We start from the raw sequence: 24,559 nt of genomic DNA, 5'->3' as shown, positions 1-24,559 counted from the left end.
ATGATGACAAACGAGCGCGCAATGCCGATACCGGTGCACGTGATTACAGGCTTCCTGGGCAGTGGCAAGAGCACTCTGATCCGTCACTTGGTCGCTCACAAACCTCATGATGAACGCTGGGCGATCGTCATCAACGAGTTCGGTCAGGTAGGTATCGACCAGGCGATATTCGAAGAGAAAGACGACGTTATCGTAAAAGGCTTGCCGGGTGGTTGCATGTGCTGTCAACTGGCCTTCGTGCTGCAGGCGTCATTGGTCAACCTTATTCATCGACACCGTCCTGATCGCTTGTTGGTCGAACCTTCCGGGCTGGGCCACCCTGCTGGCTTGATCGAGATGTTGCGTGGTGAGGCCTTTGCCGGAGCACTTCAATTGAAGGAAGTCATTGCCTTGCTCGATCCTCGTCGTCTCGACGATCCGCGCTCGCGTGAGCACGACACCTTTCAGGACCAACTACTGATGGCCGATGGGGTGGCTTTGACCATGACTGACTTGGCCAGCCATCAACAACGCCAGGAAGCCCGTCGCTATCTCGAGAGCATGTGGCCACCCAAGCGCTGGATGATGGAGGCCACACATGGTCGGATGCCATTGTCTCTGTTGCTCGATGGGCTTCACCATGAGCGTGAGGTTGATGTCGCCCACCGGCAGGGTGTCGACTCTCATCGCGATTTGAGGAGCTCGTCGCCTTTGGTCGTTCTGGATGAGTATCGATATCGTGAGCCGAGCCCAAGACAGCCGATATGCGAGAAGGGAGAGGCGTTGGGACATGCCAGCTTGGGTTGGCGTTGGCATCCGAGTGACCGCTTTTCTTTGGATGCCTTGACGATATTGCTTGACCGGTTGCCGGCATCGCTGCGGGTCAAGGCTGTCATGCATACCGATGCCGGTTGGAAGCTCTACAATCAGGCCGAAGGTCGAGCTACCCTGACAGCCAGCGTGTGGCGCCGTGATTCGCGTCTGGAGCTCATCGGGCCGCAGGAGGCTCTTCCAGCGGCCAAGGTGTTGGCGGAGCGCTTGTCAGCTTGTCAGGACGATGTGTCTACCGTGGACTCGCGATGAGGTTTCGTGCGGGTCAACCACGCAGGGGGAAGTCTCTCAGCTTTGGCATCTGGCCACTTTCTGCACGAATCTCCCAGCCGCGTTTAGGCTGCCAATCGCCAAGCACCATCCGTGTGGCAGGGCGGCCATTGACCTCTAGGGAATGCACAGCGGGACGGTGGGTGTGGCCATGGATCAGGGTGCGGACATCGTGTTCGGCCATCACCCGCACCACTTCATCCGCTGTGACGTCCATGATGTCCTCGGCCTTGTTGGAAATGGCCTCGCCTGATTGCATGCGAAGGTTCTTGGCCAGTTCCAGTCGCTGTTCGATGGGCATGGCCAGAACTTGTGCTTGCCATTGCGGATTGCGGGCCTGTTCGCGAAAGGCCATATAGGCCGTGTCTCGAGTGCATAGGCTATCACCATGCATCAACAGCACCCGCTCGCCAGCCAGTTCTATGACGGTGGGGTCGGGGAGCAAGGTCAGTCCCGCATCGGTGGCAAAGCGCTCACCAAGCAGGAAGTCGCGGTTACCATGCATCAGGTAGAGGTGAGTCCCGGCATCGCTTACGCGCCGTAAGGCCTCGACGACTTGCGTGGCCAAAGGCGCCATGGCGGGGTGATCAAGGATGTCGTCGCCGATCCAGGCCTCGAAGAAGTCGCCGAGGATATACAAGGCTTCGGCGTTTCGGGCATGGCCATCAAGATAGGCGAAAAAACCATCGGCGATCTCAGGGGTATCGGTATCCAGGTGGAGGTCGGAAATCAGTAGGGTGGTCATGACGGGCTCTCGCTTGGGGCAGAACGCAACACGCCCGCATGGTGCGGGCGTGTGAAGGGTGGCCAAGGACTCAGGTGTCCTGTGCGCCGTCCTTGAGATAGGCACGTTGGATCACCACATCATCGGCGGGTACGTCGGCATGCATGCCACGACGTGTGGTGGGGACTTCCTTGATCCTCTCCACCACATCCATACCCTCGACGACTTCGCCGAACACGCAATAGCCCCAGCCCTGAAGGGTCTTGGCGCTATGGTTGAGGAAGTCGTTGTCGGCAACGTTGATGAAGAACTGTGCCGTCGCCGAATGGGGGTCTTGGGTACGGGCCATGGCTAAAGTGCCGGTACGATTCTGCAAGCCATTGTCGGCCTCGTTCTCGATAGGTTCGCGGGTGGGTTTCTGTTCGAAATCGGTGTCGAAGCCACCACCCTGGATCATGAAGCCGTTGATCACTCGGTGGAAGAGGGTATCGTCGTAGTGCCCGTCAGTCACGTATTGCTGGAAATTGGCGGCGGTTTTCGGTGCCTTGTCAAAGTCGAGCGCGATAGTGATATCGCCGAAGTTGGTTTGCAGAACGATCATGTCAGAATCCCGAGCGGTATTGAGTGGCGCGCCTTGGCGTAGCGCGACTGCGTCACGCTATAATAGCCGTTTTGCATCGGCGCGCGAAGCCGGCGCGAGTCAACCGGCTCGCCATACGCTGCGCCGCCGGCCATCGCGAGCAACCAGAGGTTCCCAGACGCCCCATGAGTAATGACAGCACCAGCGCCCCGAACTTCATTCGCAACCAGATTCGTGAAGAAGTCGATGTGGGCAAGGTCGATACTATCGTGACGCGGTTCCCCCCGGAGCCCAATGGCTTCCTGCATATCGGCCATGCCAAGTCGATTTGTCTGAATTTCGGGCTCGCCGAGCAGTTCGGCGGTGACTGTCATCTGCGTTTCGACGACACTAATCCTGCCAAGGAAGAACAGGCCTATATTGATGCCATCAAGGAGGATGTTTCCTGGCTGGGTTTCCAGTGGGCAGGGGACGTACGCTTCGCTTCCGACTATTTCGATCAGCTCTATGCTTGGGCACAGCACTTGGTGCGTGAAGGTAAGGCTTATGTCGATGACCTTTCGCCGGATGAGATCCGCGAGTATCGCGGTACCCTGACCGAACCGGGCCGCTCCAGCCCCTATCGCGACCGCTCTCCCGAGGAAAACCTCGACCTGTTGGAGCGCATGTGTGCCGGTGAATTCGCCGAAGGCGAGAAGGTATTGCGTGCCAAGATCGATATGGCCTCGCCCAATATCAACTTGCGCGACCCGATCCTGTATCGCATCCGCCATGCCAGTCACCATCAGACCGGTGATAAGTGGAAGATCTATCCTTCCTACGACTTCACACATGGCCAGTCGGACGCTATCGAAGGGGTAACGCACTCCATCTGCACCCTGGAATTCGAGGACCATCGTCCGCTCTATGAGTGGTTCCTCGACAATCTACCGGTACCCTGCAAGCCGCGTCAGATCGAGTTCGCGCGTTTGAACCTCAACTACACCCTGACCTCCAAGCGCAAACTCAAGCTGCTGGTGGATGAGGGGATCGTTGACGGTTGGGACGATCCTCGCCTGCCGACCATCTCCGGCATGCGTCGTCGTGGCTATACGCCGGCCTCGATACGCAAGTTCTGCGAAATGATCGGAGTGACGCGAGCCGATGGTGGCCTGGTCGACATCGCCATGCTCTATCACGCGATTCGTGCGGATCTCGAGGACAACGCACCACGCGCCATGTGCGTGCTGAACCCTGTCAAGGTGGTATTGACCAACGTTTCCGAAGATCATAATGAGGTCTTCGAGGTGCCGGGGCATCCAGCGCGTGACGACATGGGCACGCGCAAGCTGCCTTTCACCCGCGAGATATGGATCGATCGTGACGACTTCATGGAAGAGCCGCCGAAGAAGTTTTTCCGCCTGGCGCCGGGTAAGGAAGTGCGGCTGCGCAATGCTTATGTGATTCGCTGTGATGAAGTGATCAAGGATGATCGAGATGAAATCGTCGAGTTACGTTGCTCGGTGGATTTCGATACCTTGGGCAAGAATCCCGAAGGTCGCAAGGTCAAGGGAGTGATCCACTGGGTGAGCGCGTCGCAGGGGGTGCCTGTGGAAGTCAGACTTTACGATAATCTGTTTCAAGTGGAGCAGCCCGACAAGGACAAGGATGCCGACTTCCTCGAGCACCTCAACGCCGAGTCGTTGGTTACCATGCAGGGCATTGGGGAACCCAGCCTGGCTGAGGTGACGCCTGAAACGCGTTTCCAGTTCGAGCGTGTCGGCTACTTCTGTGCCGATCGTCATGCCTGTCGCGAAGGTCATCTGGTATTCAATCGTACCGTGGGACTCAAGGACAGTTGGGCGAAGATTCAGAAGAAGGGCTGACATGCAGATCTACAACACACTGACACGGCGCAAGCAAGAATTCGTGCCCCTGGAAACGGGCAAGATTCAAATGTATGTGTGCGGCATGACCGTTTATGACTACTGCCACCTAGGGCATGCTCGGGTGATGGTGGCCTTCGACGTCATTACCCGTTACCTGCGGGCCAGAGGCTATGACGTCACATACGTGCGTAACATCACCGATATCGATGACAAGATCCTCAGGCGTGCCGAGGAAAATGGCGAATCGATCACCAGTCTGACCGAGCGCATGATCGCTGCCATGCACGAGGACGAAGACCGGTTGATGGTACTGCGTCCGGATCAGGAGCCGCGTGCCACCGGCCATGTCAGCGATATCGTTGCCATGATCGAAACCCTGGTAGCCAAGGGGTACGCTTATGCGGCGGATAACGGTGATGTTTACTACCGGGTCCGTAAGTTCACCGACTATGGCAAGTTGAACAATCGCGATCTGGACGAGATGCGTGCCGGCGCCCGGGTCGAAGTCGATGAACACAAGGAAGATCCTCTCGATTTCGTACTCTGGAAAACGGCTAAGCCCGGTGAGGCCAGTTGGTCTTCACCCTGGGGTGAGGGACGTCCCGGCTGGCATATCGAATGCTCGGCGATGTCCACCCGTTGCCTTGGCGAGACCTTCGATATTCATGGTGGGGGGCCGGACCTGACGTTCCCGCACCATGAGAACGAAATTGCCCAGAGCGAAGCGGCAACCGACAAACCTTATGTCAATACCTGGATGCACGCCGGGGCGGTGCGCGTCAATCAGGAGAAAATGTCCAAGTCACTGGGCAACTTCTTCACCATTCGTGATGTGCTCGAGGTTCACGATCCCGAAGTGGTGCGCTACTTACTGGTTGCCAGCCACTATCGCAGCCCGATCAATTATGCCCCGGACTCGCTAAGCGAAGCGCGTAAGTCGCTGGAGCGTTTCTATACGGCTCTGGAAGGCGTGGTGCCGCAGGAAGGCGAGGTCGATCAGCGCTTCGATCAGCGCTTCGTGGCCGCCATGGATGACGACTTCAATACCCCCGTAGCGCTGGCGGCGCTGTTCGATTTGGCCCGCGAACTCAATCGGGCCAAGCAGGAAGCCTCGGAGTGGACGCCAGCCCTGGCTTTCGAACTGAAGCGTCTGGGGGGGATTCTGGGGCTGTTCAGCCAAGATCCGTCCACCTTCCTGAAGGGCGGTGGCGAGGCACTGCCGATCAGCGAGGTCGAAATCGAAATGCGTATCGCGGAACGGGCAGCGGCCAAGAAGGCCAAGGATTTTGCTACGGCGGATCGCATCCGAGATGAACTGGCAGAACTTGGAATTGTGCTCAAGGACTCACGCGAGGGTACCACTTGGGTAGTCGATACACCTGCCACTCAGGGTGAGTGAAGGGTTGGAATTGGCGGAAGCGGGATTTGGTAGGGCCATTCGTTTCCTGCCACGAAGACTCGACTCCAGCCTATTTCTGGGGAATGCAGGCCCAGTAGCAAGGGAGCGCGTGGCAGGTTGAAGTATTGGACTAGTTGCGCGCTCAGATCGGACAACGAGTACAGGTCGGTGTGTGGCGGCAGGGCCAGCCAATGCGGTTTGCGTAATATGCAGCCACGGGTATTGGCCGGCAGCCGGTAACGAAATGCCGGCCAGCATCGCCAAGTCAGCCACTCACCCCGTAGGTGATTGGCATGAGCTCCCTGTGGGGGTGACATGTCGTGTTGCCAGGGATAGAAGAGCACTCCTGGCAACGCGAGTCGCTGTTTGATTTCCGATGTTGGGTCGCCACAATCATCCAGCAAATCGCTCAGCAAACGTCTTGCCTGGGGGGAATACACCAGAGGAAGCTGATGCTGCTGCAGGTGTTGGTACTTGATGGCCAGACTGTCGGCGCAACCTGGGCCGATCCAACGGGCTTGGCTACTGTCTTCGCCAGGGCCTTCGGGTAGCCCCAGGTAGAACTTGATAGCGACCTCAAGGTGTATCGGCGCAGGGGTAGCGCTGTTGCGATAGAGTAAATCCAACTCTCCCAAGGTACGTTTGTCTTCGATAATCGGCAGGTTGTGCGCCAGCAGGTGAGTTCCTGGCGCCTCGGCGAGCAGGAATTGCCACAGTCGCTCGTGATAGTGGCCAAGCCGGCCTCGTCGGCTGGAGCCAATGCGTGCGCCCAAGGTGTGCGGGGCCTGTTCCAGGGCATCCAGCCAAGCGGCAAGCGCTCTACCGTCCAGCCCGAGTTCCTTCAGGCCAGGTCGTGCAATCCCGGGGCTTTCGAGCACATCAGGTGTCTCGAGCAGCCATGCCAGGTCGCGAACGAGAGGGTGATGGTAACGCTCCCAGAGTGGATGTAAGCGTTGATCGGGCGTCTGACACATCGTGATGCCTTCCTTATACTGACAGCACATCTTTTCATACCGGAGTGGTCTCGATGAACAGAACGATGCAATGGATGTCGGCGGTTGTGGCGGGCTCTGTGCTGTCCTTGGGAGTCGCTCAAGCGCAGGATCCGGTAGTGGTTTCTTCGAAGATCGATACCGAGGGCGCTGTGCTGGGGCAACTGATCCTGCAGGTGCTGGAGCGCAACGGCATCGAGGTTGAAAACCGCTTGCAGCTCGGGGCTACCAGCATCGTGCGTGGAGCTATTACCTCGGGAGAGATCGATATCTATCCGGAGTATACCGGTAACGGCGCGTTCTTTTTCGATATGAGCGATAGCCCGGTATGGAACGATGCCCAGCAGGCTTATGAAACGGTCAAGGAAATCGATTACGAGCGAAATCGGCTTGTGTGGCTGAAGCCTGCGAATGCCAACAATACTTGGGCGATGAGTGTGCGTGGTGACTTGGCTCGGGAACATGAACTACGATCGCTGGAGGACTTGGCGGGCTACTTGGCTGACGGCGGTGAGTTCAAGTTTGCTGCCAGCGCTGAATTCGTCGAATCTCCGTCGGCCTTGCCGGCATTCCAGGAAGCCTATGGCTTCGAGTTGTCATCCGATCAGCTCGTGGTGCTTTCGGGTGGCAACACAGCAGCTACCATGCGTGCTGCTGCCCAACAGACTGACGGTGTCAATGGCGCAATGACTTATGGTACCGATGGAGGGCTCAATGCGTTGGATCTGGTGGTGCTCGAGGATACCCTCGGTGTGCAGCCAGTCTACCAGCCTGCTCCGGTGGTGCGGGAATCGGTGTTGGAGGCCTATCCGCAGATCGAGGCGCTCTTGAACCCCGTATTCGAATCGCTCGACCTCGAAACGCTACAGCGCCTCAATGGCGAGGTGGCGGTGGGAGGTGCCGACCCACGGCAGGTGGCAGCCGACTATCTCGATTCCATGGGCTCCTGATCGCGTCGACGCTATGTCTGACGCCAAGCAACCGGCGAATCGGGTCATCATCGCCATGATACTGCTGGCGTTGCCGGCACTTCACGGTTTGGCGTTGACCAGTGTCCAGCCCAATCGCATCGTTCCCGGTGATGCTTATCGGTTGATGGAAATTGTCGGGTTGGGCGGGGCACTGTTGCTGTCGTTGCCCTTTGTGGCCGTTCTATGGCTTGCTTGGCGTCCGTCGGAAAAGCGCATGCGGGTGATATTCGTTATCAATATCGCCTTGCTAATGGCGCTGCCATGGGCTCTGGCTCTCTTCTGCATGAGCTTCGTCGATGCCGATCAACCCTATGCCCGCGCCGGTGTGGGGCCGGGTATCTGGACGTTGCTGTTCCTGCTGCTGTTGATCCTGATCGAACTGCGAACCCGGCTGCAGTTGTCTAAAGGGCTCCAGAACATGGCGGCGGCTCTGGTGGTGGGGTCGCTATCGCTGGCTTTGATATCAGGTTGGTTGGAGCCACTGGCTCTGGCGCGCGAATATGCCGGGCGCCGAGAACAGTTTGCGGCAGCGGTGCTGTATCACCTGATGCTGGTGGGTGCCGCAGTGGCTCTTAGCCTTGTCATCGGTTTCTTGCTGGCGCTGTTGATTCGGCGTCTTACGCGGCTTCAGACCCCAGCGTTCAGTGTCCTTAGTATCATTCAAACGATTCCCAGTCTGGCTCTGTTCGGACTACTGTTGGCGCCGTTGGCATGGTTGGCGGCTCGTTACCCTCTACTTGCCGATCTTGGTGTGAAAGGTATCGGTTGGGCGCCGGCGCTGATCGCATTGGTGGGATACAGCCTGCTACCCATGACACGCAACACATTCGTGGCACTGGAAGAGGTACCGCCCGATGTCATCGAGTCGGCACGCGGAATGGGGATGAGCCCTTGGCAAGTCTTCTCCCAGGTACGCTTGCCGCTCGCCTTGCCGGTTTTACTCGAGGGAATCCGTATCACCGCCATTCAGGCAATCGGTCTGGCCGCCGTGGCGGCTTTGATTGGAGCTGGAGGTCTTGGGACTTTCATCTTCCAGGGATTGGGGCAAGCGGCCATGGATCTGGTGGTGCTGGGTGCGTTGCCGATTTTGATCATGGCCCTGATCGTCGATGCGGGCTTCAGCGCCCTGGCGGCGTATTTCCGGCGTGGAGTCGTGCATGATTGAATTGCGAGAGGTCAGCAAGCTGTTCGGCCGGGAACATGCCGTGGATGGCATCTCGTTGACAGTGGCCAGTGGCGAACTCTGCGTGCTGGTGGGGACATCGGGTTGTGGCAAGTCGACTACGCTACGCATGATCAATCGCTTGATTGAGCACAGTGCTGGGCAGATCCTGATCGATGGTCAGCAGATCCGTTCATTCAATGGGCAGGTATTGCGCCGGCGCATGGGATATGCGATCCAAAGCACTGGGCTGTTTCCGCATTGGAGCGTGGCTCGCAATATCGGCTTGGTGCCTCGGTTACTGAAGTGGACACCGGCACGGATCGAGGAACGGGTCACCGAGTTGATGGAATTGTTGGGTCTCGAGCCTGCGACTTTTGCCGACAAGATGCCCGCCCAGCTTTCCGGTGGTCAGGCTCAGCGCGTGGGGGTGGCGAGAGCACTGGCTGCCGATCCGGACATCCTGCTAATGGATGAGCCCTTCGGCGCACTAGATCCCATTACTCGCGAGACGCTGCAAGACGAACTGCTGCGGCTTCAATCGCGACTGAGGAAGACCATCGTTTTCGTGACTCATGACATGGACGAGGCGCTCAAGCTCGCTGATCGCATCGTGGTCATGAATCAAGGGCGCATCGTGCAACAAGGTACACCACAGACGCTTTTGCATGAACCGGCGGACGAGTTCGTCGAGTCGCTGTTGGGTGGGGCGGATCGGGGGCTCAAACAGGCTGGCTTGACCCGGGTGGCAACGCTCATGCAGCCGCTCGACCCTGCCCAAGCCAAAGCCAAAGCGGACCTGCCGACGGTTGGTGTTGACGATAGCTTGCGCTTGGCACTGTCGTTGATGCTGTGGCATCGCTGCGAATCCCTGATGGTGACCAGCGAAGATGGTCAGCCGGTGGGTACGCTGGCGTTCCACGACTTGTTGCGGACAGCGCCATGAAACGACAGGCCGGTGTAATGAGGATAGGGGTGTCATCTTTATGGGCTTGGTGGGTACCACTAGCCTGGTTGGTGGCATTGTTGGCCATGATCCAGATAATGCCGGATGGGGAAGATATCTTCCGTCAGATTGCCCCTGACAATCGCTCAGTCATCTATCGCCGTGATGATTTCCTGACACTGGTGGCCAATCACATGGCTATTGTCGGCGTAGCGTCGTTGGTGGCCATCACCGCTGGAGTGGGGGCGGCGGTGGTGGTGACGCGTTCCTGGGGACGGGATTTCCTGCCGTTGGTCGCCCAACTCGCTTCCATGGGACAAACATTTCCACCGGTGGCCGTTTTGGCACTATCGGTTCCGATGCTGGGTTTTGGCACCGAGCCTACGATCATGGCGCTGGTGCTTTATGGTTTGCTGCCGATCGTGCGCAACACACTGGTCGGCCTGCAAGGCATCGATGCCGATGTGTTGGAGGCGGCGCGTGGTATGGGCATGTCGGCTATCCAGATTCTGTGGCAGGTGGAACTCCCACTTGCGTTCAAGGTAATCGTCGCCGGTATCCGGACCTCAGTGACCATCAATATCGCCACCGCGGCCATTGGCTCGACGATCGGCGCCAAGACCCTGGGCGATCCCATCATTGCTGGCATCATCAACGGTAACACTGCCTATATCCTGCAAGGTGCCATTCTCATCGCGCTGTTGGCACTGTGCGTCGACAGCAGCTTCGAACGTTTTTCACGTCTTCTGTAACCAAACGATGCCATCCGACCATCGTCGTATCCCGAGCGGTGCTTCCAGCATGTCCTCTTGCTGAAATTTACGTTAACGTTAACGGTAGAATGATGACTCAGCTTAGCGTTGGTGGAGCGCATATCTAATTCCACTACCACTGAACTACAGTTGAACTAACCACACCCCCACAAGGGGAGTGGCGTTCCTCCATCCATTACCCAAGGAAGAGGATCATGACGACAACAAGATCCGAGGTCGTATATACCCCGACCTTTACCGACGGTGACGAGTTTCGCCTGCCTACCTTCAAGCTCCTGCAACAGGACGGCACATTATATGACGGGGCCGAAACCCCGGACCTGGACCGTGACAAGGCGTTGCGCATCTACCGCGCCATGGTATTCACGCGCGTACTCGACGAGCGCATGCTGGCGGCCCAGCGCCAGGGGCGGCTGAGCTTCTATATGCAGTGTACTGGCGAGGAGGCGGCGGTCATTGGCAGCACCGCGGCGCTGGATGATGCCGACATGATCATGGCCCAGTACCGAGAACAGGGGGCCTTGGCCTATCGCGGCTTTACCACCGACGAATTCATGAACCAGCTGTTCGGCAACGAGCAGGATTATGGCAAGGGCCGCCAGATGCCGATCCATTATGGTTCGGCGAAACTTCACTACATGACCATTTCCTCGCCTTTGGCCACGCAGATTCCTCAGGCCACGGGCTATGCCTATGGGCAGAAACTGGCCGGCAAGGGCCACTGCACCATTACCTATTTCGGCGAGGGAGCCGCCTCTGAGGGCGACTTTCATGCCGCCTTGAACATGGCGGCGGTGCACAAAGTGCCGGTGATTTTCTTCTGTCGTAACAACGGCTATGCGATCTCGACACCGGCCATCGAGCAGTTTGCTGCCGATGGGGTGGCACCGCGAGCATTCGGTTACAAGATGCAGGTCATCCGTGTCGATGGCAATGACATTCTGGCCGTCCACGAGGCGACCAAGGCCGCACGCCGAATGGCGGTCGAAGACAACTGTCCGGTATTGATCGAGGCCATGACGTATCGACTCGCGGCGCACTCGTCGTCCGACGACCCTTCCGGCTATCGCAGCAAGAAAGAAGAAGAGGCATGGCGGGAGAAAGACCCCATCCTGCGTATGCAGCGCTGGTTGCTGGATCGGCAGTGGTGGAATGAGGACGATGAAAAGGCATTGCAGGAAAGTTTGCGCCGTGAAGTGCTGGAAACCATGAAGCGTGCCGAGAAACGTCCACCGCCGGCACTGGAAACGCTGGTCAGCGATGTCTATGACGAAGTCACCCCAGCGCTTGCCGAGCAGTTCGAGCACCTCAAGATGCATATTCGCAAGTACCCGGAAGCCTATCCCAAGAGCGCCGGTCAAGCCAAGGGAGGGGCATGACATGGCGAAGATGAACATGTTGCAGGCCATCAACAATGCCTTGGACACTGCCATGGCTGCCGACGAAAGGGTGCTGTGCTTCGGTGAGGACGTGGGAGGTTTCGGTGGAGTATTCCGTGCCACCAGCCATCTGCAGCAGAAATACGGCAAGACACGCTGCTTCAATACCCCGCTGGTGGAGCAGGGCATCATCGGTTTCGCCAACGGGCTCGCCGCTCAAGGTTCGATCCCAGTCGCCGAGATCCAATTTGCCGATTACATCTTTCCGGCCTTCGACCAGATCGTCAACGAATCCGCCAAGTTCCGCTATCGTTCCGGTAATCTCTTCAATGTCGGTGGGTTGACTATTCGGGCCCCCTATGGGGGTGGCATTTCGGGTGGCCATTACCATTCGCAGTCGCCGGAAGCCTATTTCGCCCATACGCCGGGGTTGAAGGTCGTGGTGCCACGCAACCCGCATCAGGCCAAGGGATTGCTGTTGGGGGCGATTCGCGATCCCAATCCGGTGCTGTTCTTCGAGCCCAAGCGGCTATATCGGGCTTCCACCGGCGACGTACCGGAAAGTGACTATGAGCTTCCGCTAGGCGAGGCCGAGATCATCAAGGAAGGCGATGACATCACGGTACTGGGGTGGGGCGCACAGATGGAAGTCATCGAACGAGCCGTCGAACTGGCTGAGAAGGAGAGTATTTCCTGTGAGGTCATCGATCTGCGCACCATCCTGCCTTGGGACGCGCAAACCGTGATCGACTCAGTACTCAAGACCGGTCGATTGGTGGTGACGCATGAAGCGCCCTTGACGGGTGGCTTCGCCGGGGAGATTGCCGCGACCATCCAGGATCGTTGTTTCCTTTATCTGGAATCGCCCATCGCACGGGTGACGGGGCTGGATACGCCTTTCCCATTGACCTTGGAGAAAGAGTATCTGCCCGATCATCTAAAGATATTCGAGGCCATCAAGGCCAACATCGAGTTCTAGGTCGATATCAGGACAGGAGAGCAACCATGAGCGATTTTATGCTGCCCGATATCGGCGAAGGTATCGTGGAGTGCGAGCTGGTCAAATGGCTGGTCAATGAAGGTGATCTGATCGAGGAGGATCAGCCGGTAGCCGAGGTCATGACAGATAAGGCTTTGGTCGAGATACCCGCTCCCTACAAGGGACGGATCACCCAGCTTTATTACCGTGAAGGGGAAACGGCCAAAGTACACTCGCCACTGTTCGCCTTGGTCGCCGAAGGTGAGCAAGCCGGTGTAGGGGAAGAAACCGAGACCTCGGCATCTGAGACTGCAGACGTTTCGGATGAGATGCCAACCGATGTGGTCACTGGAACAGAAACGCCATCCGCTACTGAAGAACGTCGCGGTGAGGTGGTCGCCAATTCGGGCGATGAGGAAAGCGAAGACTTCATCTTGCCGGATATCGGTGAAGGGATCGTCGAGTGCGAGGTGGTTGAGTGGCGTGTCAGTGAAGGTGACGAGATCGAGGAAGACCAGCCAGTGATCGATGTGATGACCGACAAGGCATTGGTCGAGATCACGGCACCCAAGGCAGGTCGAGTGACCCGGCGTTACTACGGTAAGGGCGATAGTGCTCGGGTGCATTCACCGTTGTTTGCCTTTATTCCGCGGGAGCGCGAAGCTACCGGGGCATCGGAGGATTCTGTAGTATCCGTGAAGACGCCGGGTACCCGCCCCGCCGTCAGCCAGCGACGACAGCGAATTCCCGCCAGCCCGGCGGTACGCCGGTTGGTGCGTGAGCATGGCTTGGTGTTGGCTGATATCGCCGGGACTGGAAAGGATGGTCGCGTGCTCAAGGCCGATGTACTTGAGCACCTCGAAAAATCCCCTGCAACTGCACGTGGTGCCGCCCAACCGGCAGCAGGGAAAGAGGCGCGTCCGATTGTCGAGCGTGAACGCGAGGCGCGAATCGAGCCGATCAAGGGCATGCAGGCCGTCATGGCACGGCATATGACCCACGCGGCGTCGACCATCCCCCATTTCATCTATGGCGATGAGGTCGATGTCACCGAACTTCTGGCGTTGCGGGAGCGTCTCAAGGTCGACGCGGAAGCCTTGGGTACACGTCTGACGCTAATGCCCTTCATCATGAAGGCCATGGCATTGGCAGTACAGGAGTATCCTATTCTCAATAGCCGAATCAACGACGACGTCACCGAAATCCATTACCTACCTCACTGCAATATCGGCATGGCGGTGGACAGCCAGGCAGGCTTGATTGTGCCCAACGTCAAGCATGTTGAACGTCTGACCTTGTTGGAGGTTGCTGGGGAGGTGGCGCGTTTGACCGAAGCGGCCCGTGAGGGGCGGGTTGGGCAGGCGGATCTCAAGGAGGGCACTATCAGCATTTCCAATATCGGGGCTTTGGGAGGTACCTATGCCGCTCCGATCATCAATGCCCCGGAGGTTGCCATCGTCGCTCTCGGACGAGTCCAACGGCTACCGCGTTTCGACGAGAGGGGGCAGGTAACGGAGCGAGCGATCATGACCGTGAGCTGGGCCGGCGACCATCGCATCATTGATGGCGGTACCATCGCGCGTTTCTGCAATCGTTGGAAAGGTTATCTCGAGTCGCCGCAGTCGATGTTGCTGCAAATGGGCTGACGATAGCGAGGTTGGCCAATCATGACGCAAGCGCAAGCTCCCCTGCAGCAGTTCTATATTCCCGAAGAGCAGTCGATCTATCTGCTCAGTCATGACGATGCTAAGAAGCTCAAGGACTGGGTGGCACTGTGCACCACCCAGCTCGAGCAACTCGGCTATCGTGACATCGAGCTGATCGGCAAGGGGGCCTATGGCTTCGTGTTCTCTGGCGTGACGGCACGCGATGCCCAGTACGTGTTCAAGTTCACGCGCGTTACCTTGCCCCAACACCTGCAGGATCGGCTCGAGGAAGAGGCCTTCATGCTCGAGCAGGTCGATCACTCGCGGGTGCCACGCCTGATTGCCTTCCAGCGGCTGCGTAATCAATCGATTCTGGTCATGGAGCGTGCGCCGGGTGAGAACCTGGAAGAGGTATCGCTGCGTGAAGGTCGACTTTCGCCAAGGCTCGTCGTGAGGATCGCCGCGCAGCTGGCCGATATCTTGCGTAGCCTGAGGCAGGAATCCGGCCCTGCCGGTCGCCCTATCGTGCACGGTGATATCAAGCCCTCCAATCTGGTATTCGATGCCGAGCGTGAGAACATTGCCTTGATCGATTGGGGATCCTCAGTGTTCGCTCAGCTCGACGAAAATCAACAGTTTGTCGCTGCCAATGTGATGGAGCTGATGTCCGACAATTTGCAACAGACCAACGCACGACTGGGCGATGTCTACTTCATCGGCGAAGAGCAGTTGAATGGTGGGTTGTCGTCACCGCGTTTCGACGAACAAGGGGTGGCTGGCACACTGTATGCCTTGGCCTCGGGACAGTCTTGTCGATTCGGTCACAAAGCCATTCCCGCCACCTCGCTGGGCCTCCCTATGGAATTCGCGCGTATGCTCGATGGACTGCTTGATCCGGATCCGGAGCGACGTCGGCATGCAGGTGACTATTTCCTCAAGGAAATGCCGCGCATCGCGCGCACCGTGATGTTCGATCTCGAGACATCACCTCCGACGCCGATGGTGCCGGTCTGGGTACGGCCGGCCAAGCATGAAATCGATACGGTGGTGTATAGCTCGCGCAAATCATTTCTACGTGAAGAGGGCGCACCGGAAACGCTCAGCGACGTCAACGACGTACAGCTCGATCGCTATTACAAGAATTTCATGCAAGGTATGGGAGAAACCGAGAAAGCATTTCTCGCTGCGGTCAGCCGGTTGGGCAAATACCCTGTGGTAGGGGGATTGGCCGTACGTTGGGAAACCGACGGTATCTACATCGATACCTCGCTCAACCTACACGATTCCCATCTCAAGACAGCCTTCGTGACGGCGGTCAATAACATGGTCAACCTGGCACGGGCGATCTATCGTCGCGGGATTTTCAAGAGTTGTCTGTTCAATGCCCGAGATACCCTGCATATCGATCGTGAGGGGCCACACCAAGCCTTCGAGCTTTCACCTGGCATGCGTTTGCCCTATGAGGTGAGTGCGGCACCGGAACTCGAGGACCGTTCGCGTATGCACTCCTACTTCGAGGATGGGCCCGATCCTGAGGAGTTCTTGATACTTCCCGAGGAGATCATGACGTCGCTGGAGGCGCTCAATACCATTCACCATACCGGTATGATCATCTTCGAGGCGTTACCCAACCACTTGAAAATTCATAGTTACTATCGTCTGCTGGACCCTGATCGCGAAGAAGAGTTTCGTCGTCGGCTGGATGATATCCTCTCCGCCATCGGATTGATCGAAGGGCTCGGTGTTTCCGGGTTCATGAAAATGCCCTACAAGGACACCAAGTTCTTCCCACATATCGAGCGCCTACCGGAGCGCTACTATCCCAAGAATCCCAGAACCGAGGACAGCTCACCCACAGTGCAGCGAGTCGAGGACGCACTGTGATTTACAGTGAGGCCGCGGCGCGTGCCGCCTGATCGTAAAGCCCCGACATGGCGCGCAGCACGCCGGCGATCTGGTGTATGTCTTCGCGACCGATCCCCAGCGATGCCAGGGAATCCACCAGGCAGGCCTCGCGAATCTCGGCATACCTCTGACAGGCACTACGACCCTCTTCGGTGGTTCGAAAGTACGTTTCCTTACCGCTTTTCTCGCCGACGACCAGCCCCAACTTGGTGAGCTTCTTCAAGGCATAGGTCACGGTATGTGTATCCTCGACATTGAGTACCAGGCAGATATCCGCCTGACGTTTGGCACGTTCACGGTGGTTGACGCTATGTAGTACCAGTACGTCCAAGGCACCCAACTCGGGAAATCCGGTGGCGGTCATACAACGTACCATCCAGCGATTGAAGGCATGACTCGAGATGATCATGCCGAACTCGAATTCCGAGAGCTCCTGGGCATTGCGTGACAGGTGCTCCGAGGACACGATTGGGCCGCGTGCATGGCGCAGTTGTGTGGAGGATGATTCCTTGTCCATCAATGGCCCCCCATGGCATTGGGCAGGTAGGTGACGATTGCCGGAAAGAGGGTGATCAACACCACACCCAATAGCATCAGAAAGAAGAACGGCAGGGCCGCCTTGGCGATATGCAAGATGTTCTTGCCGGTCATGCCTTGCAATACGAACAGGTTGAATCCCACTGGTGGCGTGATTTGCGACATCTCGACCACGATCACCAGAAAGATGCCGAACCAGATCAGGTCGATACCGGCGGCTTCGACCATTGGCAGCATGATCGAGGTGGTTAGCACCACCACCGAAATGCCGTCGAGGAAACAGCCGAGAATGACGAAGAACACTGTCAGTACCGCCAACAGCATGTAGGGCGACAGCTCCATACCGGCGATCCATGCCGCCAGGTCGCTGGGAATCCGCGTGAAGCCCATGGCTGCGGTCAGGAACGAAGCACCGGCCAGGATGAAGGCGATCATGCATGAGGTTTTCACGGTACCCAGCATGGCGTCACGGAAGATGGCGGCATTCATGGCACCTTGCAGGCGCGCCAGCAACAGCGACAACACTACACCAACGGCGGCGGCCTCGGTCGGAGACGCCAGACCGGTGTAGATGGAACCGATCACCCCCACGATCAGGCCGAGCATGGGAATCAGGCGTTTCGAGCGGCGCAACTTTTCCAGCAGCGGAATGCTCGCATCGGCGGCAGGCACCTTGTGCGGGTAACGCCAGGACCACAGCATCAGGTAACCCGCGAACAGACTGATCAATAGCAAGCCTGGCAGAATGCCGGCCACGAACAGACGAGCGATCGATTGCTCGGTTGCCACCGCGAACACGATCAGGATGATCGACGGCGGAATCAGTAGTCCCAGTGTCGCGGAGCCTGCCAGGGTGCCGAGCACCAGGCGTTCGTCATAGCCACGCCGGGTCAGCTCGGGAATCGACATCTTGCCCATGGTGGCGCAGGTCGCCGCCGAGGAACCGGACACGGCGGCGAACAGGCCGCAGCCGACCACGTTGGTGTGTAGCAGTCGGCCGGGAATACGCCGCATCCAGGGCGTGAGTCCGGTGAACATGTCCTCCGCCAGACGCGAACGGAACAGGATCTCGCCCATCCAGATGAACATTGGCAAGGCGGTAAGTTCCCAGCTATAGCTGGCACCCCAGATATCCGAGGCCATGATGTCGCCGGTGGGGATGGATGTGAACTGACTGATGCCCAACCAACCCATACCCAGCAGGGCGAAGGCGACCCAGACGCCGCTTCCCAGCATCACCAGCATAGCGACCGTTAGAACGACTATCATCAACAGCATGACAAGTAACCTCGATCATTCGTGGGCGCCGTCATCAGCCTGGAAAGACGATGGGCGGGTCAGGGCGGTGATCAGGGTTTTGACCCAGGTCTCGATCAACGCCAGGCAGAACAGCAGGATGCCGAGCAGCATGGTGCTTTGGGGAATCCATAGCGGAATACTCAGCAGGCCGTAGGAGGTTTCGTTGAAAGCGATACTGTCCTCGAGCAGCCATAGCGTGTACCAGGCAAGGTACAGGCACAGTAGTAGGGCGATGCTCAGACACCACAATTCCATGAAGACGCGTACCCTGGCCGGCAGATTGCTTATCAGCAGGGTGACGCGGATGTGGCCGCCGTTGACGAAGGTGTAGGCGAGGCCCAGGAAGGTGGCACCGACCAACAGAAAACCGGAAATTTCCGCCAGGCCGGGAATCGCCAAGCCGATTCGCTCGCCGCCGGCCCACGTGGCGAGCCGGTCGACGATACGTCCGATGATCTGCGCCGTGATCATGGCGCAGATCAGGCACAGGCAAGTGGCTGAGAGGTAGGCTCCCGCATCATAGAGAGCTCGCAATCGATAGTGCATGAGGGGGCACTCACAAGGATTTTGGCCATGGAACGCTTCCCCGACGTCGACGCCGGAGGAAGCGAGGTTACTGGCGTGTCTGACGATAGGCTTCGAGGATACGCATGCCTTGTTCGCCCGCGTTCTGCCCCCATTCTTCGGTCATGGTGTCACCGATTTCCTGCAGGGCCCCGGCCAGTTCCGGGGTCGGTTCGCTGACCTCGATGCCATTGTCACGCAGGGTCTGCAGAGCTTCCTCGGTTTCCTGACGGCTCATTTCCCAACCGCGCTTCTCAGCTTCCTGCGCCGCGTCCAGCACGGCCTGTTGCGTAGCCTCGTCAAGCTGGGAGAAAGCTCGCTCGCTGACGATCACCATGTTCTTGGGGATCCACAACTGGGCATGGTTGAAGTGGCTCAGATAGTCCCAGGCCTGGGTGTCGGCGCCGGTGGCCGGAGAGGTGACCATGGCATCCACCCGACCGGTGCTGAAGGCGGTGGGAATGTCTGGCACCTCCACCTGAGTCGGTACGGCACCGGCCAACTGTGCTAGGCGTTCACTGGCCGTGTTATAGGCGCGCATGTTGAGGTTGCGCAGGTCGTCGATCGTCTCGACAGGCTTTTGGGTATAGATGCCTTGCGGCGGCCACGGGACGGCGAACAACAGGCGCAGTTGCTGCTCCGCCAGTTCCTCGGCGATCACCTCGCGTGATGCTTCCCAGAGAGCTTGGGCATCCTCGTAGTTGGTCGCCAGGTAGGGGACGGAGTCGACTTCGAAGATGGGGTTCTCGTTGGCCAGGCGTGACATGATCAGCTCGCCGATCGGCACGATCCCGCGGCGTACCGAGTTCTTGATTTCAGGATGAGCGATCAGGGAGCCATTGGAATGAACCGTGATCGACAGCTCGCCATCAGTGCGCTCAGCAACATTGTCGGCGAATTCGCGGATATTGACGGTATGAAAGGTACGGTCACCATAGGGTGTGGGCATGTCCCATTCGGTAGCGGCCGAAGCGGACGTAGCCATCATCAGGATGCTGGCGCCCACTCCCAGTGTGGCGGCGGTTAGCAAGCCGGTCAGCAATGGATATCTGGTCATCATCGGGATTCCTCACTTTGTAAAGGTGTTGTTGTTGGCTTGTCGAGCGCCGAATCGTGTGGCGCTTGCGGTGCAGTGAGATCGCATCTTCACTGAGAGAAGCACCGCATGTTTCAGCGTTTATCTTGAGCATAGATGACTAACATTTACCAAGACTAGGCACCCTATGATCAAGTCGTCAACAATATTCTGACTATTTATTGGTATTTTGACGATAATTTGTTTATAAATTTTCTGTCGTTGTCGAGTAAGAGGAAATGTCATGTCAGCGCTGTTGTTGAATGCGGATATGGGCGAAAGCTTTGGTCCTTGGGTCATGGGGCTCGATGAAGAGGTGATGCCGCATGTCGATCTGGCCAACGTGGCTTGTGGTTTCCACGCTTCCGATCCCGATACCATGCGACGCACGGTTCGTTTGGCAGTACGTCATGGGGTAAGCGTGGGCGCCCATCCCGCTTATATGGATCTGGTGGGATTCGGACGCCGCTCCCTTGCCTGCTCAGTATCCGAAATCGAAAATCTGGTGCTCTATCAGATTGGTGCCTTGGCAGGGATCTGTCGTGGCGAGGGAATTCGTCTTGGCTACGTTAAGCCACACGGTGCGTTATACAACGACATGATGCGTGATCCCGAGAAGTTAGCCGGGGTCATGCGTGCGGTGGTGAGCTTTGATCCCGATCTGCCACTGATGGTCATGTCTACGCGTGATCCTGCATCGGTCCGGGAAATGGCGCAGCGCGAAGGGGTCACATTGTGGCTCGAGGCCTTTGCCGACCGTGCCTATGACGGAGAGGGGCGCTTGGTATCGCGGCGCGAGCCCAAGGCGGTTCACCATGACCCTGAAGTGATCGTCGATCAGGCGCGCCGGATCGCATTGGGCCAACCGTTGACGGCCATTGATGGCAGCGAGTTTGTGCTCGAGGCCGATACCCTCTGTGTGCATGGCGACAATCCTGAGTCGGTTGCTGCGGTGAAGGCCATCCGTCAGTCGCTTCAGGAGATTGGAGTGGCTCCATGACTCGCAATCTCCGGCTTCCGCGTCTGGAGCATGCCGGTATCGATGCCTGGCTGGTCCGTCTGTTCGATGAGGTTGACGAAGCCAACATGCCTTGGTTGACGGCTTTGATGCGTCGCTGCGAGGCAATGTTCGCTTCGACTCTGATCGATATGGTGCCGTCATATACCACACTGCTGGTGCACTATGACCCGCTGGTGCTTTCTTCGCATGAGGCTCGGCGATACCTTGAGAGCGCGTTGAGAGACCTGGTGCCTGACGATGAATCTGGCAGCGCGGAGGTCAAGGAGCTTTCTGTCTGGTATGACGACAGTGTAGGACCCGAGCTCAAGCGGCTGGAGTGTGTCAGTGGTTTGAGTCGTGACCAGGTTATCGAAGTGCATTGCGCCCGAGAATACCGGGTCTTTGCGCTGGGTTTTGCCCCCGGGTTTGCCTTCATGGGGCGTGTCGACGAGCGCTTGGCAGTGCCACGCCTGGACACGCCTCGCCAGCGTGTCCCGGCGGGTAGTGTGGCGGTTACCGGCCGTCAGACTGCTGCCTACCCTCGGCAGTCTCCCGGTGGTTGGAACCTGATCGGGCGAACGCCGGCACGTCTTTTCGACCGTCATCGTGATGGATTCAGTCTGCTGCGTGTTGGTGATCGTGTCAGGTTCGTCAGTGTCGACCGCGTGGAATTCGAACGCCTTGGCGGAGATACGACACCGGTGGAGGAGCGCTCATGACGGCGCCCATCGATGTTGTATGTGGCCTGCGTGTGGAAAAGGCAGGGCCATTGGCGTTGTTGCAAGATGCCGGGCGTTTTGGCGTGCGTCGACTGGGCGTGACTCAGGGTGGGCCAGCTGATCTGCATGCTTGGGCCTGGGCGAATCACCTGTTGGACAATCCATGGGGGGCTCCCGTGCTGGAAATTACCCTTGGGGGGCTGGAACTGATCGCCGAGCATGACATGACGCTGGCGCTATGCGGTGCTGATTTGGAGGCGACACTGGACGACAAGCCTTGGCTGTCTTGGCAGGTGGTAAGTGTCACTCAAGGGCAGCGTCTTCGCTTTGGCTCTGCGCGCAGTGGTGCCAGGGCTTACCTGGCGGTGGCGGGAGGTTTCCTGGCCGAGCCAGTGTTGGGTAGCGTGGCCTGCGTGAGTCGAGAAGGCTTGGGAGGGCATGATGGGCACGGCCGATCGCTGGCGATGGCGGACCGGTTACACATCGATCGGAGCTGCCAGGCATCCTCCCGTGAGCGCTATGTGGGAAGGCGAGCACCTGGCAAGGAACGTATTGATTATCGAGAGCCTGCACGATTGCGCCTGATACCCGGTGCGCAGATTTCTGAATTCAGCGGGGTGAGCTTGTTCGCTGCCTTCAACCGGCCATGGCATGTCGATTCCCGGGCCGACCGTATGGGGGTGCGGCTCAAGGGACCACCGCTACGCTGCCGACTGAGCACGATGATTTCCGAAGGGATCCCCTTGGGTGCAGTACAGGTACCACCGGATGGCCAGCCGATCGTACTGCTCAATGACCGTCAGACGATTGGCGGCTATCCCAGGCTTGGCACCTTGACGCCACTGGCTTGTGCGAGACTGGCACAATGCTTGCCGGAACAGGAAGTCTGGCTGGTTGCCGAAACACCGCAACATGCCCAAGAGGAGTACCGGCGTTTTCGTCTTCGCTTCGATGTCACAGCAGTCCCTGGCGCTGCATCACATCGGTAATGATCGGCACTGGTGTCAACAGGTGTTCACGCATCATTTCCGTGGCCCGTTCTGCATCGCGTGCCAGCACCACCTCAACCAGAGCGGCGTGTTCCAGGCGCTTCTTTTCAAGTGCTTGTTCGGAGAAAACCGTTTCTCTCAGCCATAGGTGTCGATAACGTTCGGCTTGGTCGAAAAGACTTGCCCTGACCTGTAGCAGATGTTGTGAGCCGCAACCAGCGATCATGGCGGTATGGAAAGCCTTGTGGCGGGTATCCCAAACGTCGAGCACCTCATCGGGCGTGTTGACCTCGACCACCTTGGACAGTGTATGGGCCTTGGCCAGGATGTCCGCTTCCCAGCTGTCATCGCCGCGCTCGATAGCCAGCTTCAAGAGCATGGCCTCGAGTTGGGAACGCGCATCGTAGATATCGTTGAGTTCAGCCAGTGACATCGAGGCGACCCGGTAGCCACGCTGGCTGATCGCGACCACCAATCGCTCGGCGACTAGCTGCGATAGTGCTTCGCGCAATGGGCCGATACCGAGGTCATATCGCTCCTTGAGTCGACTCATTAGTAGCTTTTCCCCAGGCGGGTATACGCCACGAATGATGTCGTGTTTCAGCCATGCATAGGCGCTGATGCCAAGGTTCTGACGAGGTGGGCTATCCATAAGGCTTCTCGTATGAGTATGTCGTCATGATACGCAATGTGAATTGAGCTGGCGAAACAATGCGAAACAGGCTGATATTATGCAATAACATCTACATTAACGACGATGCGAGAGGCTTAGGTGTACGACTTCATAGTCATCGGGGGTGGCATCCTCGGTATGTCGACCGCCATGCAACTGATCAAGGCCTACCCCGATCACAAGATGCTGGTGGTGGAGAAGGAAGATGCTCTCGCCCAGCATCAGACCGGACATAACAGCGGTGTGATTCATGCCGGTGTCTATTACAAGCCGGGTAGTCTCAAGGCCAGATTCTGTCTGGAAGGCAACCGTGCGACCAAGGCTTTCTGCGACGAGCATGGCATTCACTATGAGGCCTGCGGCAAGCTGTTGGTAGCAACCAATGATATGGAAATGCAGCGCATGGAGGCGCTATGGGAACGAACCCGAGCCAATGGTCTCGAGCGCCACTGGCTGAATGCTGACGAATTGCGTGAGCGTGAACCCAATATTACGGGGACGGGGGCGATATTCGTGCCTTCCAGCGGTATCGTCGATTTCGGTGAGGTGACACGGGCCATGGCACGTGAATTCGAGCACCTGGGAGGTGGAATACAGCTATCCTCCCGTGTCACCGGAATCGATGAGCGACCTCATGAGGTGGTGGTCAAGACGAGTCAGGGTGAGTTGACGACACGTTACCTGATAGCCTGCTCGGGATTGATGGCCGATCGGATCGTCAGGATGGTAGGCAAGAATCCGGGGTTCACCATTTGTCCTTTTCGCGGCGAGTATTACCAGTTGCCGGCCCAGCACAATCGCATCGTCAACCATCTGATCTATCCGATTCCCGACCCGAGCATGCCGTTCCTGGGGGTGCATCTGACACGCATGATCGATGGAAGCGTCACGGTGGGCCCCAACGCTGTACTGGCCTTGAAGCGTGAAGGTTATCGCAAGTCTGACATCTCGCTGCCGGATATGGCGTCCATGTTCAGCAATCGTGGCATCCTCAAGGCACTGATGGGCAATCTGCGCCCGGGGATGACTGAGATCAAGAACTCGTTCTCCAAGAAGCGCTACCTTGAAGAGGTTCGCAAGTATTGCCCCTCTCTCACGATCGACGATCTCGCTCCCTATCCGGCTGGGGTTAGGGCCCAGGCAATTTCGCGCGACGGAAAACTCATTGATGACTTCCTGTTCGTCAACAGTCGTCGCACGGTTAATGTCTGCAATGCACCCTCACCAGCGGCGACTTCAGCGCTGCCTATCGGTGCGCATATCGTTGCCAAGGTCCGTGAGCAGGTCGAAGGGTGACGC

At 58.0% G+C, this 24,559-nt stretch carries 23 protein-coding genes; 15 read left to right on the top strand and 8 right to left on the bottom strand.

Annotated elements, in window-relative coordinates; genetic code table 11:
* Entirely contained in the window at nucleotides 1–1,062 is a 1,062-nt protein-coding gene (locus L861_RS03875) for a CobW family GTP-binding protein (protein WP_236617041.1), read from the top strand.
* Nucleotides 1,063–1,075: 13 nt separating this feature from the next.
* Here L861_RS03875 and L861_RS03870 read toward each other — a convergent pair whose 3' ends face one another.
* Together L861_RS03870 and L861_RS03865 are read right to left on the bottom strand one after the other, a co-directional pair.
* Nucleotides 1,076–1,825, bottom strand: a complete 750-nt coding sequence (locus L861_RS03870) for a UDP-2,3-diacylglucosamine diphosphatase (RefSeq protein WP_016415250.1) — start codon at nucleotides 1,823–1,825, stop codon at nucleotides 1,076–1,078.
* A gap of 70 nt (nucleotides 1,826–1,895) precedes the next feature.
* Nucleotides 1,896–2,405: a peptidylprolyl isomerase gene (locus L861_RS03865; RefSeq protein WP_016415249.1), complete on the bottom strand. Its 510-nt coding sequence runs from the start codon at nucleotides 2,403–2,405 to the stop codon at nucleotides 1,896–1,898.
* 164 nt (nucleotides 2,406–2,569) lie between these two features.
* On the opposite strand from L861_RS03865, the gene L861_RS03860 reads away from it, so the two are divergent.
* Both L861_RS03860 and cysS read left to right on the top strand, forming a co-directional pair.
* Nucleotides 2,570–4,249: a glutamine--tRNA ligase/YqeY domain fusion protein gene (locus L861_RS03860; protein ID WP_016415248.1), complete on the top strand. Its 1,680-nt coding sequence runs from the start codon at nucleotides 2,570–2,572 to the stop codon at nucleotides 4,247–4,249.
* Between the two features lies 1 nt (nucleotide 4,250).
* Nucleotides 4,251–5,651, top strand: coding sequence for a cysteine--tRNA ligase (gene cysS, locus L861_RS03855; RefSeq protein WP_016415247.1), 1,401 nt, complete (start codon nucleotides 4,251–4,253; stop codon nucleotides 5,649–5,651).
* Here cysS and L861_RS03850 read toward each other — a convergent pair.
* The gene (locus L861_RS03850; protein ID WP_016415246.1) at nucleotides 5,639–6,625 is read right to left on the bottom strand and encodes a DUF1853 family protein; all 987 of its coding nucleotides are present in this window, start codon (nucleotides 6,623–6,625) and stop codon (nucleotides 5,639–5,641) included. The two genes, cysS and L861_RS03850, sit on opposite strands and share 13 nt — an antisense overlap.
* A 65-nt stretch (nucleotides 6,626–6,690) precedes the next feature.
* Here L861_RS03850 and osmF point away from each other — a divergent pair, with 65 nt between their 5' ends.
* The 8 genes from osmF to L861_RS03810 all read left to right on the top strand — a co-directional run bounded on the left by osmF (nucleotide 6,691) and on the right by L861_RS03810 (nucleotide 16,383).
* A complete protein-coding gene (gene osmF, locus L861_RS03845) occupies nucleotides 6,691–7,593 on the top strand; it encodes a glycine betaine ABC transporter substrate-binding protein OsmF (RefSeq protein WP_016415245.1) in 903 nt (300 codons plus the stop codon).
* 13 nt (nucleotides 7,594–7,606) lie between these two features.
* Entirely contained in the window at nucleotides 7,607–8,779 is a 1,173-nt protein-coding gene (locus tag L861_RS03840) for an ABC transporter permease (RefSeq protein WP_016415244.1), read from the top strand.
* Nucleotides 8,772–9,722 (top strand): ABC transporter ATP-binding protein, encoded by a 951-nt coding sequence (locus tag L861_RS03835; protein WP_016415243.1) that lies wholly within the window; start codon nucleotides 8,772–8,774, stop codon nucleotides 9,720–9,722. Before L861_RS03840 ends, L861_RS03835 begins: the two co-directional genes overlap by 8 nt.
* A 17-nt stretch (nucleotides 9,723–9,739) precedes the next feature.
* The gene (locus L861_RS03830) at nucleotides 9,740–10,474 is read left to right on the top strand and encodes an ABC transporter permease (RefSeq protein ID WP_035567455.1); all 735 of its coding nucleotides are present in this window, start codon (nucleotides 9,740–9,742) and stop codon (nucleotides 10,472–10,474) included.
* Nucleotides 10,475–10,689: 215 nt separating this feature from the next.
* The gene (locus tag L861_RS03825; protein ID WP_016415241.1) at nucleotides 10,690–11,874 is read left to right on the top strand and encodes a thiamine pyrophosphate-dependent dehydrogenase E1 component subunit alpha; all 1,185 of its coding nucleotides are present in this window, start codon (nucleotides 10,690–10,692) and stop codon (nucleotides 11,872–11,874) included.
* A gap of 1 nt (nucleotide 11,875) precedes the next feature.
* A complete protein-coding gene (locus L861_RS03820) occupies nucleotides 11,876–12,853 on the top strand; it encodes an alpha-ketoacid dehydrogenase subunit beta (RefSeq protein ID WP_016415240.1) in 978 nt (325 codons plus the stop codon).
* Nucleotides 12,854–12,879: 26 nt separating this feature from the next.
* Nucleotides 12,880–14,499, top strand: coding sequence for a dihydrolipoyllysine-residue acetyltransferase (locus tag L861_RS03815; RefSeq protein ID WP_016415239.1), 1,620 nt, complete (start codon nucleotides 12,880–12,882; stop codon nucleotides 14,497–14,499).
* Nucleotides 14,500–14,520: 21 nt separating this feature from the next.
* Nucleotides 14,521–16,383, top strand: coding sequence for a protein kinase domain-containing protein (locus L861_RS03810; protein ID WP_016415238.1), 1,863 nt, complete (start codon nucleotides 14,521–14,523; stop codon nucleotides 16,381–16,383).
* Between the two features lies 1 nt (nucleotide 16,384).
* Here L861_RS03810 and L861_RS03805 read toward each other — a convergent pair whose 3' ends face one another.
* The 4 genes from L861_RS03805 to L861_RS03790 form a co-directional block, all read right to left on the bottom strand.
* A complete protein-coding gene (locus L861_RS03805; RefSeq protein WP_016415237.1) occupies nucleotides 16,385–16,921 on the bottom strand; it encodes a winged helix DNA-binding protein in 537 nt (178 codons plus the stop codon).
* Complete coding sequence (locus L861_RS03800; RefSeq protein ID WP_016415236.1) at nucleotides 16,921–18,219, bottom strand: TRAP transporter large permease; 1,299 nt, start codon at nucleotides 18,217–18,219, stop codon at nucleotides 16,921–16,923. The genes L861_RS03805 and L861_RS03800 overlap by 1 nt, the downstream gene beginning before the upstream one ends.
* A gap of 15 nt (nucleotides 18,220–18,234) precedes the next feature.
* A complete protein-coding gene (locus L861_RS03795; RefSeq protein WP_016415235.1) occupies nucleotides 18,235–18,786 on the bottom strand; it encodes a TRAP transporter small permease in 552 nt (183 codons plus the stop codon).
* 67 nt (nucleotides 18,787–18,853) lie between these two features.
* Nucleotides 18,854–19,864: a TRAP transporter substrate-binding protein gene (locus tag L861_RS03790; protein ID WP_016415234.1), complete on the bottom strand. Its 1,011-nt coding sequence runs from the start codon at nucleotides 19,862–19,864 to the stop codon at nucleotides 18,854–18,856.
* 259 nt (nucleotides 19,865–20,123) lie between these two features.
* On the opposite strand from L861_RS03790, the gene L861_RS03785 reads away from it, so the two are divergent.
* From L861_RS03785 to L861_RS03775, 3 genes are read left to right on the top strand one after another with little or no spacing between them, the layout of a single operon-like run.
* Complete coding sequence (locus tag L861_RS03785; RefSeq protein ID WP_016415233.1) at nucleotides 20,124–20,879, top strand: 5-oxoprolinase subunit PxpA; 756 nt, start codon at nucleotides 20,124–20,126, stop codon at nucleotides 20,877–20,879.
* Nucleotides 20,876–21,598 carry a 5-oxoprolinase subunit PxpB gene (gene pxpB, locus L861_RS03780; protein ID WP_016415232.1) on the top strand — a complete coding sequence of 241 codons (723 nt, stop codon included), beginning with the start codon at nucleotides 20,876–20,878 and terminating at the stop codon, nucleotides 21,596–21,598. The genes L861_RS03785 and pxpB overlap by 4 nt, the downstream gene beginning before the upstream one ends.
* Nucleotides 21,595–22,587 carry a 5-oxoprolinase subunit C family protein gene (locus tag L861_RS03775; protein WP_016415231.1) on the top strand — a complete coding sequence of 331 codons (993 nt, stop codon included), beginning with the start codon at nucleotides 21,595–21,597 and terminating at the stop codon, nucleotides 22,585–22,587. The genes pxpB and L861_RS03775 overlap by 4 nt, the downstream gene beginning before the upstream one ends.
* On the opposite strand, the gene csiR is transcribed toward L861_RS03775, so the two are convergent.
* Nucleotides 22,553–23,239, bottom strand: a complete 687-nt coding sequence (csiR, locus tag L861_RS03770; RefSeq protein WP_016415230.1) for a DNA-binding transcriptional regulator CsiR — start codon at nucleotides 23,237–23,239, stop codon at nucleotides 22,553–22,555. The genes L861_RS03775 and csiR overlap by 35 nt on opposite strands.
* A 120-nt stretch (nucleotides 23,240–23,359) precedes the next feature.
* On the opposite strand from csiR, the gene lhgD reads away from it, so the two are divergent.
* Nucleotides 23,360–24,556 (top strand): L-2-hydroxyglutarate dehydrogenase, encoded by a 1,197-nt coding sequence (gene lhgD, locus L861_RS03765; protein ID WP_016415229.1) that lies wholly within the window; start codon nucleotides 23,360–23,362, stop codon nucleotides 24,554–24,556.
* Nucleotides 24,557–24,559 lie beyond the last annotated feature (3 nt).

This window comes from Litchfieldella anticariensis FP35 = DSM 16096, from assembly GCF_000409775.1.
GTDB lineage: Bacteria > Pseudomonadota > Gammaproteobacteria > Pseudomonadales > Halomonadaceae > Litchfieldella > Litchfieldella anticariensis.
The sequence above is the reverse complement of the archived record's forward strand: the minus strand, read 5'-3'. Positions and strand labels throughout refer to the sequence as shown.

Bases quoted from the DNA above. Each gene is read 5' to 3' on its own strand.
- L861_RS03815 (WP_016415239.1), top strand. From the start codon at position 12,880: ATGAGCGATTTTATGCTGCCCGATATCGGCGAAGGTATCGTGGAGTGC.
- L861_RS03875 (WP_236617041.1), top strand. From the start codon at position 1: ATGATGACAAACGAGCGCGCAATGCCGATACCGGTGCACGTGATTACA.
- L861_RS03790 (WP_016415234.1), bottom strand. From the start codon at position 19,864: ATGATGACCAGATATCCATTGCTGACCGGCTTGCTAACCGCCGCCACA.
- L861_RS03825 (WP_016415241.1), top strand. From the start codon at position 10,690: ATGACGACAACAAGATCCGAGGTCGTATATACCCCGACCTTTACCGAC.
- L861_RS03810 (WP_016415238.1), top strand. From the start codon at position 14,521: ATGACGCAAGCGCAAGCTCCCCTGCAGCAGTTCTATATTCCCGAAGAG.
- L861_RS03800 (WP_016415236.1), bottom strand. From the start codon at position 18,219: ATGCTGTTGATGATAGTCGTTCTAACGGTCGCTATGCTGGTGATGCTG.
- L861_RS03785 (WP_016415233.1), top strand. From the start codon at position 20,124: ATGTCAGCGCTGTTGTTGAATGCGGATATGGGCGAAAGCTTTGGTCCT.
- csiR (WP_016415230.1), bottom strand. From the start codon at position 23,239: ATGGATAGCCCACCTCGTCAGAACCTTGGCATCAGCGCCTATGCATGG.
- L861_RS03775 (WP_016415231.1), top strand. From the start codon at position 21,595: ATGACGGCGCCCATCGATGTTGTATGTGGCCTGCGTGTGGAAAAGGCA.
- osmF (WP_016415245.1), top strand. From the start codon at position 6,691: ATGCAATGGATGTCGGCGGTTGTGGCGGGCTCTGTGCTGTCCTTGGGA.
- L861_RS03865 (WP_016415249.1), bottom strand. From the start codon at position 2,405: ATGATCGTTCTGCAAACCAACTTCGGCGATATCACTATCGCGCTCGAC.
- L861_RS03850 (WP_016415246.1), bottom strand. From the start codon at position 6,625: ATGTGTCAGACGCCCGATCAACGCTTACATCCACTCTGGGAGCGTTAC.
- L861_RS03835 (WP_016415243.1), top strand. From the start codon at position 8,772: ATGATTGAATTGCGAGAGGTCAGCAAGCTGTTCGGCCGGGAACATGCC.
- pxpB (WP_016415232.1), top strand. From the start codon at position 20,876: ATGACTCGCAATCTCCGGCTTCCGCGTCTGGAGCATGCCGGTATCGAT.
- L861_RS03830 (WP_035567455.1), top strand. From the start codon at position 9,740: ATGAGGATAGGGGTGTCATCTTTATGGGCTTGGTGGGTACCACTAGCC.
- L861_RS03870 (WP_016415250.1), bottom strand. From the start codon at position 1,825: ATGACCACCCTACTGATTTCCGACCTCCACCTGGATACCGATACCCCT.
- L861_RS03795 (WP_016415235.1), bottom strand. From the start codon at position 18,786: ATGCACTATCGATTGCGAGCTCTCTATGATGCGGGAGCCTACCTCTCA.
- L861_RS03860 (WP_016415248.1), top strand. From the start codon at position 2,570: ATGAGTAATGACAGCACCAGCGCCCCGAACTTCATTCGCAACCAGATT.
- cysS (WP_016415247.1), top strand. From the start codon at position 4,251: ATGCAGATCTACAACACACTGACACGGCGCAAGCAAGAATTCGTGCCC.
- L861_RS03805 (WP_016415237.1), bottom strand. From the start codon at position 16,921: ATGGACAAGGAATCATCCTCCACACAACTGCGCCATGCACGCGGCCCA.
- L861_RS03820 (WP_016415240.1), top strand. From the start codon at position 11,876: ATGGCGAAGATGAACATGTTGCAGGCCATCAACAATGCCTTGGACACT.
- L861_RS03840 (WP_016415244.1), top strand. From the start codon at position 7,607: ATGTCTGACGCCAAGCAACCGGCGAATCGGGTCATCATCGCCATGATA.